The organism is Virgibacillus subterraneus (genome assembly GCF_900110695.1).
Taxonomy (GTDB): domain Bacteria; phylum Bacillota; class Bacilli; order Bacillales; family Amphibacillaceae; genus Lentibacillus; species Lentibacillus subterraneus.
On record NZ_FOEH01000001.1, the window covers coordinates 421,237 to 433,659 of the forward strand.

A 12,423-nucleotide genomic window follows, 5' to 3' on the forward strand; every position below is an offset into this window, starting at 1 on the left:
ATAGAGCGTATTGAATTTTAATTTTCTTAAAAAAGTCTTTACAAACTTGTAAGAAAAATTGTATAATTCTATTTAGTAGATAGAATCTGCTAAAAAGTCAGAAAAATTAATATTATCAAGGGGGTAATTTTCAACATGAAGTTGAAAAAAGTATGGTTTTTAGCACTAGCTTTAATGCTAGGTCTCTTCCTCGCAGCTTGTTCCGGTGGAGATGACGGTGGCGATACGTCGTCAGAAGGCGGAGATGACACTAGCACAGAAGAAGGCAGCGGAGAAGAAACAGGTGAAGAGGAAACTTCAGAGCCTGAACAGGTAATGAACTTCATTAATGGTGACACTATTCCATCAATGGACGCTTCTATGGTTACTGATGAATATGGTATTCAGTTCCTAGGTGCTACAATGGATGGGCTTTATCGCTTGAAAGATGGAGAAGTTGTACCTGGTATTGCCACAGATCATGAAGTTAGTGAAGATGGTACTACTTGGACATTCACGCTTCGCGAAGACGCTAAATGGTCAAATGGTGACCCTGTAACGGCACATGACTTCGTTTATTCTTGGCAGCGTGCAGTAAACCCTGATACCGGATCAGAGTATGGTCCATACATGATGGGTGGCGTTATTAAAAACGCAACAGCTGTTAACTCAGGTGATGTACCTGTTAAAGAATTAGGTGTAAAAGCAGTAGATAATTACACATTTGAAGTTACACTGGAAAACCCAGTACCTTACTTTGAGTCATTAACTACATTTGCAACATATTATCCGTTAAATAAGAAATTTGTTGAAGAGCAAGGTGACAAGTATGCTACAAGCACAGACACACTTGTTTTCAACGGACCATATACATTAGATAACTGGGAAAGCACAAGCAGTTCTTGGGAGCTTAACAAAAATGCGGACTACTGGGATGCTGAAACAGTAAAACTTGAAAAAATGACTTATGAAGTTGTAAAAGATCCACAAACAGCGGTAGACCTTTATGAATCCGGTGAAATCGACCGTGCTGGTTTATCTTCTGACCTTGTAGATCAATATTCTACACATGACGACTATCGTGTAGTACCTGAAACAGCATTATTCTATTTGAAACTTAACCAAACTGGAAGCGATGCGCTTGCAAATGTTAACATCCGTAAAGCAATTAGTAAAGCATTTGACAAAGAAGCATTAGTTAACGAAATTCTTAACAATGGTTCACTTGTATCAACAGGATTTGTTCCTAAAGACTTCGTACAGACTCCAAGTGGCGAAGACTTCCGTGAGGCAAATGGTGATCTTGTAACACATGATGTCGAGGAAGCAAAATCACTTTGGGAAAAAGGCCTTGAAGAAATTGGTAAAGATTCTGTAACATTAGAATTCTTAGCAGGTGATAGTGAGACAGCGAAAACAATGAACGAATATCTTGCTAATCAGCTTCAAACAAATCTTCCAGGATTAACTGTAGAATTGAAGCAAGTTCCATTTGAACAGCGTCTTGATTTGGATACAAACATGGATTACCAAATTCAGTTCGCTGGTTGGGGACCAGACTATCTTGACCCATATACCTTCTTAAACTTATGGCTTACTGATGGTGGAAACAACAAAATGGGATTCTCAAACGAAAAATATGATTCATTGCTAGAAGAAACTGCGACAACGTTAGCACAAGATCCTGAAGCTCGTTACGCAAACTTCCTTGAAGCAGAAAAAATTCTAGCTGAACAAGCAGCTGTAGCACCTATCTATCAGAGTGCATCTGCTCAGCTAGTACGTCCAAGTGTTCAAGATGTTTACGTTAATGCGTTTGGCCCTACTTACGAATATAAATGGGCAAGCGTAGGAGCAGAAGAATAAAAATTATTTTAATAAAATATGCTATAATTTGAAAGGGAAGAGAGTATATGACCTTATGGCATATGCTCTCTTTTGCCCTTTTCGCTAAAAAGTCATATAATATTGAATATTTTAATATCAGCACGATTAAACAGAAATTCAGGAGGTGCAGAAATGCTTCGTTATATATTAAAGCGTGTTTTTTATATGGCAATTACATTGTTCATTATTGCCACCGTCTCGTTTTTTCTTATGAAAATGCTTCCAGGAAGTCCACTATCAGTTGAAAACAAACTAAGTGAAGCACAACAGACAATTGTATTAGAAAAATACGGATTGAACGATCCCATTCCTGTTCAATACGTGAAATACATAGCTGGTCTTGTACAAGGTGACTTAGGTATTTCCTTCCAGTTTGACAATACCCCGGTAACGGATATCATTATGGCTCGTATCGGTCCCTCCATGGTACTCGGTGCACAAGCCCTCGTATTTGGGACAGTCCTAGGTATATTGTTCGGGCTGGTGGCAGCCATTTCACATAATGGTGTACTTGATTATACCTCAACCATTATTGCTGTATTGGGTACTTCTATTCCTTCCTTTATATTTGCAGGGTTACTACAATGGTATCTCGCCGTGAAGTTTGAGATGTTCCCTGTTGCATTATGGGGGACATATGAACATACCATATTGCCTACAATTGCATTATTAATCTTTCCGATGGCAATATCAGCTCGTTTTACAAGGACAGAAATGCTTGAAGTACTTGGCTCTGATTTTATTACTACAGCAAGAGCTAAAGGTGTAACTGAGTTTGGAATTATTTTTAAACATGGTTTAAGAAATGCTCTAATTCCACTGGTAACAGTAGTAGGTCCAATGGCCGTCGGTTTAATGACTGGAACCTTGGTTATTGAACAGATTTTTGCGGTTCCAGGAATAGGTGAACAGTTCGTTACATCTGTTATGGTAGTTGATTATCCAACCATTATGGGTCTAACACTATTCTTTGCGTTCTTATTTGTGGCAATAATTCTGGTGATCGACCTTCTATATGTACTAATCGATCCAAGAATCCGACTGACGGGAGGGGAAAGTTAAATGACACAAGAAAACGAGCATAAAGACGTACCTAAAGAACTTTTAGTTCCCCTCGAACGGAAAGAAGATACAAGTGAAAAGATTTCTGGTCCCCCGAGATCATTTATGCAGGATGCAAGAAGAACCTTTATCAAAAATAAATTTGCAGTTATTAGTATGATTCTGCTTGTTATTGTCGTTCTCTTGAGTATTATAGGACCATATTTCAACGAACATAAGATGGATGGTCAGGATCTATCAAGGGCAAAAATGCCGCCACGTGTACCGGTTCTTGAAAACATATCCTGGCTAGGTTTAAATGGTACTTTAACAAGTGAATTCGATGGTGATACGGTTGAAGAAGCAACTAAAAACGCGGTTATGCGTTATGATAACAAAGAAGATTTTATTGATATAAGAGTACTGGCTGAAGGAGATGGCTCAAAGGACTCAGCCGAAGTAGAGGCTACTTATCATATTTATGAAGCGCAGGAAATGATGGATCAATACTATTGGTTAGGAACCGATACACTCGGACGTGACCAATGGACAAGAATGTGGCTGGGGACAAGAGTTTCTCTTATTATTGCTTCAGTTGCTGCATTGATTGATCTGGTGATTGGTGTAGCCTATGGCGGTATCTCCGGATTCTACGGCGGAAGAATTGATAGTTTCATGCAACGTATAATTGAAATTCTCGTCGGTATTCCTAACCTTGTTGTTATACTGCTGATGATAATTGTACTGCAGCCAGGCATAGTTTCTATTATCATAGCCCTAACGATAACCGGATGGATAGGTATGGCACGTATTGTAAGGGGTGAAATTCTGAAGTTGAAAAACGAAGAATTTGTGCTTGCCGCAAGGACACTGGGCCAATCAAGCGGAAAAACAATTACGAAACATTTGTTACCAAATGTTGCAGGGATAATTATTATTAATACAATGTTCACTATCCCGAATGCGATATTCTTCGAAGCATTTCTAAGCTTCATCGGGCTTGGCATTGTACCACCTGAAGCATCGCTTGGTGCATTAATTAATTCAGGTTTCGATGTCTTTAGACTTTATCCTTACATGGTATTTTATCCCGCAGTCTTGATTTCAGTAATCATGATTGCTTTCAACTTGATTGGTGACGGACTTCGCGATGCGTTTGATCCGAAAATGCATAAATAAAAAGGTAGGTGTCTTTGAATGAGTAAATTATTGGAAGTGAAAGATCTGAGCGTATCATTTAACACCTACAGCGGTGAAGTTCAAGCTGTTCGAGGTGTGAGCTTTGATGTAGAAAAAGGAGAAACCCTGGCTATTGTTGGTGAATCGGGTTCTGGGAAATCTGTAACAACAAAAGCTCTTATGCAACTACTTCCAAAGCCACAAGGGCAAATAAAATCAGGAGAGATTTTATTTGAAGGAAATGATATTGCTAACTATTCAAATAAGCAAATGCAAAAAATTCGCGGAAAAGATATGTCCATGGTATTCCAGGACCCTATGACCTCCCTGAACCCAACAATGAAAGTAGGGAACCAAATTATGGAGGGTCTGATCAAACACCGGAATATGGCTCGCGGAGAAGCAAAGAAAAAAGCGATTGACCTATTGGAGCAAGTTGGAATTCCACACCCTGTTTTAAGGTTAAATCAATACCCGCACCAATTCTCAGGCGGAATGCGTCAACGTGCAGTGGTAGCGATTGCACTTGCCTGTAATCCAAAAGTACTTATTGCAGATGAACCAACTACAGCACTTGACGTTACAATCCAAGCGCAAATTCTCGATCTCATGAAGGACATTCAACGAGAAACAGACAGTGCGATTGTATTTATCACGCATGATCTGGGTGTTGTTGCAAATGTTGCGGATCGGGTTGCGGTTATGTATGCCGGGAAAATTGTTGAAATTGGGAAAGTGGATGAGATATTCTATAATCCAAAACATCCGTATACTTGGGGTCTTCTGGGCTCAATGCCAACCCTTGATAGTGAAGAGGAAGAATTATTTACTATTCCAGGAAGCCCTCCAGATATGTTGAATCCACCTAAAGGGGATGCATTTGCCCCAAGAAATGAATTCGCATTGGAGATAGATACGAAGATGGAACCGCCTATGTTCAAGGTATCTGACACACATTATGCCGCGTCATGGCTATTGCATAAGGATGCACCAAAAATGGAACCACCTGCTTCCGTCAAACGTAGAATGCAAGGATTTGCTTCGACAGACGATAAGGATGGTGAAAAGTAATGGAAAACGAAAAACTCCTAGAAGTAAAAAACTTACAGAAATTCTTTAAAGCAGGGCGTAAGAACACCATCAAAGCGGTGAATGGAATTTCATTTGATATTTATAAAGGTGAAACATTCGGTCTGGTTGGCGAATCTGGTTGTGGCAAATCAACAACTGGCCGGACAATCATCCGTTTATATGAGGCCACTGGTGGTGAAGTTAAATATAAAAATGAAAGTGTTCACGGGAAGAAATCCAAAGAGGATATGCTGAAATTTAACCGGAAAATGCAGATGATTTTCCAGGATCCATCATCTTCTTTAAACCCAAGAATGACTGTTATGGATATCATTGCAGAAGGTATCGACATTCATAATTTGGCAAAAAATGAAACAGAGCGTAAAAACCGTGTCGAATCATTGCTGGAGACAGTCGGACTGAATAAAGAGCATGCAACTCGTTTTCCACATGAATTCAGTGGCGGTCAAAGGCAGCGTATTGGTATTGCGCGAGCCTTAGCAGTTGAGCCGGAATTCATTATAGCTGATGAACCTATTTCAGCACTTGACGTGTCTATTCAGGCACAGGTTGTGAATCTGCTTAAAAAATTACAGCGTGAACATAACCTTACTTTTCTATTTATCGCACACGACCTTTCAATGGTTAAATATATCAGTGATCGAACAGGTGTTATGTATTATGGCAATATGGTGGAACTGGCTGACAGTGATGAGTTGTACAGGAATCCACTTCATCCATATACAAGATCACTCTTATCAGCGATTCCATTACCAGATCCAGAATATGAACGAGGCCGGAAAAGATTCGCATATGATCCTGCTGATTATGAAACTGATGAAGAACCAGAATTTCGGGAAGTTAAACCTGACCACTGGGTACGCTGTACTGAAAAAGAATTTGAGCAGTATCAGGAGCAATTGAATAATAAATAAGTAAGTTAAAACCCCTGCTGGATAAACAGCAGGGGTTTAGTCTTGAGTAGAATGCTGCTTTCAATATACATAAAATCTAGGTAATAGTTCAACAGCATTTTAAACGTAATAATATAATCTTATTCAAAAAACCCCAACAGCCCCTCTTAGTTAAATAAGAAAGAAGTTTAGTATTAATTGAATTTTATCTGCTCAATAGTTTAGGAGAACTAGATTCAAGCTATTTTCTTCCTTTTAGGGGAATCAGGATCCACATATAAACGAACCGCTGCTTAAAACAGCAGGGTTTTATTAGAAGTTAAGAAAGTATAAATTTCTTACTGCATAAGTGCAGCTAAGGGACTCGCCATTAAGGTTTCGCGAATGCCGAGTTTTCTAATGAACTGATTACAATAGAGTCTATCATACTATCAAAACAAGCTGTTTTCATATAAATATGTAATATAAATAGCAATTTGAAATAAATCTATTATAATTGTAATAAATCTTCTTTAGTTTGGTAATCCTTGTAATAGACTCTTAAAAGTCTTGTAACTGCATTGTCCTACTAACCTGTGATACTATGGGCAATGTCAGAAATTAAAGGAGGGACTACCTATGAAGAAAATAGTAGCATCAATCGCTACAGGTTTCATTATTGCTGGCGCAACATTAACCACTGCTTCTGCAGCAGAATACAAAGTTGAAAAAGGAGATAACCTTTGGGATATCGCAGAGGAATATAATACTACTGTAGACGAATTGGTTGAAACTAACGAATTAAAAACAACAGTTATACAGCCAAAGCAGAAACTATTTATAAATGAGACATATATGGTAGAGCAAGGTGATACATTAATTGGAATTGGTAAAGAGTATGATGTATCTGTGCAAGATCTGAAAAAATGGAATAAACTAGAATCAGATCTAATTGTAATTGGACAAGAACTTGAAATTAAAGGTGTTAACGTGGCGCAGGAAGATTCGGCTCCAGCAACAGCTTCAACAGAAAGTTCATCAAATGGATCTTCGAATAATGAAAGTTCATCTAATGCTTCACAATCTAGTAAACAAGAAAAGTCATCACAAGATAAACCAGAAGGTAAAACAATTTCAGTAAGTGCAACTGCATACACTGCTAATTGCGACGGATGTTCTGGGGTTACTTCAACTGGAGTTGACTTAAATGCAAACCCAAATGCTAAAGTAATTGCAGTTGATCCTAATGTGATTCCACTTGGATCAGAGGTGTATGTTGAAGGTTACGGTTATGCAACTGCTGCTGATATCGGTGGTGCAATTAAAGGTCATAAAATTGACGTTTATGTAAAAACAAAAGACAAAGCATATAACTGGGGCGTTCGTTCAGTTGATGTAACAATAGTTGAATAGTAACTAGCTTATAAAGGAAAGCATCTTTTAGTAGATGTTTTCCTTTTTTATTTTGCAATTAAACATTAATTAACAATAAGCTTATTTTCATTCTGTTCATCCACGACATTGTTTGTATCATCAGTAGATTGGGTATAACCAACTATACCGAAACTTAATATTAAAACCATAAATAGTACAATTAATAGTTTCCTCATACTTCATACCTCACTTTGTTAATCTATTTAATATTATAGTAAAATAATGATATAAGTACCATAGAAATATGTGACAATAGAATAGGTAAATGTTACAAATTTGAAATATAATAAGAAAGTAGGGAGGCATATGTTAAAAGAAAGAAGTACCGGTGATGTATTAATTTTAATTTCAACGATACTATATATAATTTCCTTGTTTTTACCATGGGTGAATCTTGCATTTACTGATAGCGCAAGTGGATTCGCTCATCGTGGTTATATCGTTCTTATATTGTTTTTTTATCCAGTTTTTACTGTGTTTGCTAAAAAGTCACCAGGTTTATTAGGAATTTCAGGATCATTAGCTGCAGCAGTATTCCTGCTTTATTACATCATAAAAGTTTCACAGCATTATATGGGGGCATCGGTCAGTGAAGCTGGAACAGGTCTTTATATAGCATTGTTATCATCGTTGGTTTTAGTCACAGGTGTTATTCTGAAATTAAAAGATGAGAAGCAGAAGCCGTATGAATCAAGTGGAATTGTTAAATAATACGTGCGATGTGTTAAAATATATTTATTGATTATTGTTTACATACTTTAAGGAGGAAGTAACGTATGACAAGTAAAGTATTACATTCATTCTTGGAAGAAAATATAATGGACTTAAAAGAGCGTGGTCTTTATAACGAAATTGATCCTGTACAAGGGGCGAATGGACCAACGATTAATATTAATGGAAAAGAGCTTATAAATCTTTCGTCAAATAATTACCTCGGTCTTGCAACCGATGAACGTTTAAAGGAAGTGGCAAAAAATGCAGTTGACTCGCATGGTGTAGGTGCAGGGGCTGTTCGTACGATTAATGGCACATTGGATCTGCACATCAAACTTGAGGAGAAGCTAGCAGAATTTAAAGGGACAGAAGCTGTTATTTCTTATCAATCAGGTTTTAACTGTAACATGGCTGCTATTTCAGCAGTAATGGATAAGAATGATGCAATCCTTTCAGATGAATTAAACCATGCATCAATTATCGACGGATGTCGTTTATCTAAGGCAAAAATAATTCGTGTGAATCACTCCGATATGGAAGATTTAAGAAATAAGGCAAAAGAAGCAGTTGAGTCTGGTCAATATAACAAAGTAATGGTTATAACAGATGGTGTATTCTCAATGGATGGAGATGTTGCCAAAATACCAGAGATTGTTGAAATAGCCGAAGAGTTTGATTTAATTACGTATGTTGACGATGCACATGGTTCAGGTGTGTTAGGCAAAGGTGCTGGAACAGTTAAGCATTTTGGCTTACAGGACAAAGTTGATTTTCAGATGGGAACGTTATCCAAAGCAATTGGTGTAATAGGCGGTTATGTAGCAGGAAAAGCTGAATTAATCGACTGGTTAAAAGTACGTTCACGACCGTTTTTATTTTCGACAGCCGTTTCACCAGCAGATGCGGCAGCAAGCACAAAGGCAGTGGACCTATTAATTGAATCTACGGAACTAAATGAGAAGCTTTGGCAGAATAGTGATTACTTAAAAGAAGGCTTAAAGAATTTAGGATTTGATATTGGTAATAGCGAGACACCAATTACGCCTTGTGTCATCGGTGATGAGAATGACACCCAGAAGTTCAGTAAGCGATTGAATGAAGAAGGTGTCTATGCTAAATCGATTGTTTTCCCTACAGTTCCAAGAGGGGCAGGGCGAGTCCGTAACATGCCAACTGCAGCACATACAAAAGAAATGCTAGATAAAGCAATAGAAATTTATAAAAAGGTAGGAAAAGAAATGGGTCTCATCTAATTTAGGATGAGATCTTTATCTGAAGGATTTGTTGGGGGTAATTAATATGAAAAAGATACTAGTTACAGGTGCATCTGGTCAAATTGGCTCAGAGCTTGTAACAAAATTACGAGAAAACTACGGTGCATCAAATGTAATTGGATCTGATATTCGAAAGAGAGAAGATGAAGAAGGTCCATTTGAAATAATAGATGTTACCAATGCAGAAAGTTTATTTGAAACAGCAAAAAAGCATAATGTAGACACGATTATGCATTTGGCAGCCTTATTATCAGCTAAAGCGGAGTCAATTCCACAAACTGCTTGGAATCTAAATATGGGTGGACTGATGAACGCTCTTGAAGTTGCTCGAGAACTCGATTTACAATTCTTCACTCCGAGTTCTATTGGTGCATTTGGACCAATGACTCCAAAATTGAGGACACCACAGGATACAATAATGCGGCCTACTACAATGTATGGAGTTAATAAAGTTGCCGGGGAGTTACTTTGTGACTATTATTATCACCGCTTTGGCGTTGATACACGTGGAGTTCGCTATCCTGGTCTCATTTCATATATGACCCCTCCCGGTGGTGGAACAACTGATTACGCAGTAGAAATATACTATGAAGCAATCAAGAATAAGAAATACACATCGTATATAGCTGAAAATACATATATGGACATGATGTACATGCCAGATGCATTAAATGCGATAATACAGCTTATGGAGGCAGATTCTGAAAAACTTATACACCGTAATGCATTTAATATTTCCTCAATATCGGCAGCACCAGAGGATTTTGCAAGAGAAATCCAAAAGCACATTCCTGAGTTTGAATTGAATTATGATGTTGATCCTGTCCGTCAGAAAATAGCTGAGAGCTGGCCAGACAGTATTGATTCCTCAAACGCAGCGGAAGAATGGGGATTTAAAGCAGATTATGATATTGCCAGGATGACTAAGGACATGATTGAAAAGATTAGTATAAAGTAATATGTACTAACTCGAAACTCGAGCGACAAGCAGCGCAACTCAAGCGATAAGCAGCCCAACTCGAGCGACAAGCGGCGCAACTCGAGCGACAAGCAGCGCAACTCGAGCCACAAGCGGCGCAACTCGAGCAACAAGTCGCCCAACTCGAGCGACAGCCAATCCGAAACGAGCAGCAAAAAAAGAGACTTGATTTGAATAAAACTCAAATCAAGTCTCTTCTTTAATTAAGCATACATTTCGGCAATTTTTTGCTGCAGCTTTTGATCGGAAATGTACTCATCATAACTCATTTCTTTATCGATAACCCCATTAGGTGTAATTTCAATCAAACGGTTTGCAATACTTTCGATAAATTGATGGTCATGTGACGTGAACAAAATAGATCCTTTAAACCTAACCAAGCCATTATTTAATGCAGTAATGGATTCCAGATCCAAGTGGTTCGTCGGCTCGTCTAATATCAATACGTTCGCACTACTCAACATCATTTTGCTAAGCATGCAACGAACTTTCTCGCCACCTGATAAGACGCTTGCTTTTTTCAATGCTTCTTCACCAGAGAATAACATACGACCTAGGAATCCACGCAAGAATGTTTCCGTCTCATCTTCTGGTGAATATTGACGCAACCAGTCAACCAGTGGCAAGTCATTGTTTTCAAAATAGGCGCTATTATCTTTAGGGAAGTAGGATTGTGATGTCGTTACACCCCACTTAAATGTTCCAGCATCTGGTTCCATTTCACCCATAAGAATCTTGAAAAGTGTTGTCTTAGCGATGTCATTTTTACCGACGAGGGCAATTTTGTCATCTTTATTCATCGTAAAGCTAAGATTGTCCAATACTTTTGTATCACCGATTGTTTTTGTTAATCCTTCTACACGTAATAAATCATTACCTATTTCACGTCCAGGCGTGAACGAAATATAAGGATATTTACGTGATGATGGTTTGATATCATCTAAAGTGATGCTATCCAGAAGTTTCTTTCGTGATGTTGCTTGTTTTGATTTCGATGCATTTGCACTAAATCTGGCGACAAACGCCTGCAATTCCTTAATTTTTTCTTCTTTTTTCTTATTTGATTCCTGTGCCATTTTTGTCGCTAGCTGACTGGATTCGTACCAGAAATCATAGTTGCCGATATAAATTTCTATTTTTCCATAGTCAACATCAGCAATGTGTGTGCATACTTTATTTAAAAAGTGACGGTCGTGGGATACCACAATTACAGTGTTTTCAAAGTTAATCAGAAATTCTTCCAGCCATTGTATTGCTTGTATATCCAGGCCGTTTGTAGGCTCATCCAATAATAAAATATCAGGATTGCCAAAAAGAGCTTGAGCAAGCAGCACTTTAATCTTCTGGTCTGCAGCTAGATCACCCATCTTCATTGTGTGTAACGACTCATGAAGGCCAAGTCCCTTTAATAAAACTGCGGCATCCGATTCTGCTTCCCAGCCGTTCATTTCAGCAAATTCGCCTTCTAGCTCAGCTGCACGCATACCATCTTCTTCGGAAAAGTCTGCTTTCATATAAATAGCATCTTTTTCCTGTTTTACGCTGTATAATTGTTCATGTCCCATTAGGACTGTATCGAGCACTTCGTATTCTTCATAAGCGAAATGGTCCTGTTTTAAGACAGTCATTCGTTCACCGGGGGATAAAGATACATTACCTGATTGCGGCTCAACTTCACCGGACAATACTTTAAGGAAAGTAGACTTTCCTGCGCCATTAGCTCCAATCAAGCCATAGCAGTTCCCGGGAGTGAATTTTAAATCTACATCTTCGAATAATTTTTTATCGCCATATTGTAAACTTACATTTGTAACATTAATCATGCTTGTAGCTTCCTCCATTAAATAGTAATCAAGGTAAGCTTACGGGATTTGAGCCATTTCGTCAACGTAAACGTTTAAAAAACTTCTAATGACATAAGAAATCACCAAAAATTTTGAGAGATTTTGGATTATTTTAAAATTATTTACTT

At 38.1% G+C, this 12,423-nt stretch carries 11 protein-coding genes; 9 read left to right on the forward strand and 2 right to left on the reverse strand.

Annotated elements, in window-relative coordinates; all coding sequences use genetic code 11:
• Nucleotides 1-135: 135 nt before the first annotated feature.
• The 6 genes from BMY13_RS02095 (at nt 136) to BMY13_RS02120 (ending at nt 7,463) form a co-directional block, all read left to right on the forward strand.
• A complete protein-coding gene (locus BMY13_RS02095; RefSeq protein ID WP_092502150.1) occupies nt 136-1,845 on the forward strand; it encodes a peptide ABC transporter substrate-binding protein in 1,710 nt (569 codons plus the stop codon).
• A gap of 153 nt (nt 1,846-1,998) precedes the next feature.
• Nucleotides 1,999-2,928 carry an oligopeptide ABC transporter permease gene (opp3b, locus tag BMY13_RS02100; protein ID WP_092502152.1) on the forward strand — a complete coding sequence of 310 codons (930 nt, stop codon included), beginning with the start codon at nt 1,999-2,001 and terminating at the stop codon, nt 2,926-2,928.
• Nucleotides 2,929-4,086 (forward strand): oligopeptide ABC transporter permease, encoded by a 1,158-nt coding sequence (gene opp3C / locus BMY13_RS02105; RefSeq protein WP_092502154.1) that lies wholly within the window; start codon nt 2,929-2,931, stop codon nt 4,084-4,086. It begins immediately after the preceding gene.
• A gap of 18 nt (nt 4,087-4,104) precedes the next feature.
• A complete protein-coding gene (locus tag BMY13_RS02110; RefSeq protein WP_092491365.1) occupies nt 4,105-5,157 on the forward strand; it encodes an ABC transporter ATP-binding protein in 1,053 nt (350 codons plus the stop codon).
• Nucleotides 5,157-6,092 carry an ABC transporter ATP-binding protein gene (locus tag BMY13_RS02115; RefSeq protein ID WP_092502156.1) on the forward strand — a complete coding sequence of 312 codons (936 nt, stop codon included), beginning with the start codon at nt 5,157-5,159 and terminating at the stop codon, nt 6,090-6,092. The genes BMY13_RS02110 and BMY13_RS02115 overlap by 1 nt, the downstream gene beginning before the upstream one ends.
• A 597-nt stretch (nt 6,093-6,689) precedes the next feature.
• Complete coding sequence (locus BMY13_RS02120) at nt 6,690-7,463, forward strand: 3D domain-containing protein (RefSeq protein ID WP_092502158.1); 774 nt, start codon at nt 6,690-6,692, stop codon at nt 7,461-7,463.
• 65 nt (nt 7,464-7,528) lie between these two features.
• On the opposite strand, the gene BMY13_RS19850 is transcribed toward BMY13_RS02120, so the two are convergent.
• Entirely contained in the window at nt 7,529-7,660 is a 132-nt protein-coding gene (locus BMY13_RS19850; protein WP_281243636.1) for a hypothetical protein, read from the reverse strand.
• A gap of 130 nt (nt 7,661-7,790) precedes the next feature.
• On the opposite strand from BMY13_RS19850, the gene BMY13_RS02125 reads away from it, so the two are divergent.
• The 3 genes from BMY13_RS02125 to BMY13_RS02135 all read left to right on the forward strand — a co-directional run bounded on the left by BMY13_RS02125 (nt 7,791) and on the right by BMY13_RS02135 (nt 10,430).
• On the forward strand, nt 7,791-8,195 hold the full coding sequence (locus BMY13_RS02125; protein WP_092491368.1) for a hypothetical protein: 405 nt from the start codon (nt 7,791-7,793) through the stop codon (nt 8,193-8,195).
• A gap of 65 nt (nt 8,196-8,260) precedes the next feature.
• Nucleotides 8,261-9,451: a glycine C-acetyltransferase gene (locus tag BMY13_RS02130; protein WP_092502160.1), complete on the forward strand. Its 1,191-nt coding sequence runs from the start codon at nt 8,261-8,263 to the stop codon at nt 9,449-9,451.
• Nucleotides 9,452-9,497: 46 nt separating this feature from the next.
• Nucleotides 9,498-10,430 carry an L-threonine 3-dehydrogenase gene (locus BMY13_RS02135; protein WP_092502162.1) on the forward strand — a complete coding sequence of 311 codons (933 nt, stop codon included), beginning with the start codon at nt 9,498-9,500 and terminating at the stop codon, nt 10,428-10,430.
• A 224-nt stretch (nt 10,431-10,654) separates the two neighbouring features.
• On the opposite strand, the gene BMY13_RS02140 is transcribed toward BMY13_RS02135, so the two are convergent.
• The gene (locus BMY13_RS02140; RefSeq protein ID WP_092491372.1) at nt 10,655-12,274 is read right to left on the reverse strand and encodes an ABC-F family ATP-binding cassette domain-containing protein; all 1,620 of its coding nucleotides are present in this window, start codon (nt 12,272-12,274) and stop codon (nt 10,655-10,657) included.
• Between the last annotated feature and the right edge of the window lie 149 nt (nt 12,275-12,423).

Excerpts from the sequence above, each read along its gene's own strand:
- BMY13_RS19850 (WP_281243636.1), bottom strand. The coding sequence starts at position 7,660 with ATGAGGAAACTATTAATTGTACTATTTATGGTTTTAATATTAAGTTTC.
- BMY13_RS02130 (WP_092502160.1), top strand. The coding sequence starts at position 8,261 with ATGACAAGTAAAGTATTACATTCATTCTTGGAAGAAAATATAATGGAC.
- BMY13_RS02095 (WP_092502150.1), top strand. The coding sequence starts at position 136 with ATGAAGTTGAAAAAAGTATGGTTTTTAGCACTAGCTTTAATGCTAGGT.
- BMY13_RS02120 (WP_092502158.1), top strand. The coding sequence starts at position 6,690 with ATGAAGAAAATAGTAGCATCAATCGCTACAGGTTTCATTATTGCTGGC.
- BMY13_RS02140 (WP_092491372.1), bottom strand. The coding sequence starts at position 12,274 with ATGATTAATGTTACAAATGTAAGTTTACAATATGGCGATAAAAAATTA.
- BMY13_RS02135 (WP_092502162.1), top strand. The coding sequence starts at position 9,498 with ATGAAAAAGATACTAGTTACAGGTGCATCTGGTCAAATTGGCTCAGAG.
- BMY13_RS02110 (WP_092491365.1), top strand. The coding sequence starts at position 4,105 with ATGAGTAAATTATTGGAAGTGAAAGATCTGAGCGTATCATTTAACACC.
- BMY13_RS02125 (WP_092491368.1), top strand. The coding sequence starts at position 7,791 with ATGTTAAAAGAAAGAAGTACCGGTGATGTATTAATTTTAATTTCAACG.
- BMY13_RS02115 (WP_092502156.1), top strand. The coding sequence starts at position 5,157 with ATGGAAAACGAAAAACTCCTAGAAGTAAAAAACTTACAGAAATTCTTT.
- opp3b (WP_092502152.1), top strand. The coding sequence starts at position 1,999 with ATGCTTCGTTATATATTAAAGCGTGTTTTTTATATGGCAATTACATTG.
- opp3C (WP_092502154.1), top strand. The coding sequence starts at position 2,929 with ATGACACAAGAAAACGAGCATAAAGACGTACCTAAAGAACTTTTAGTT.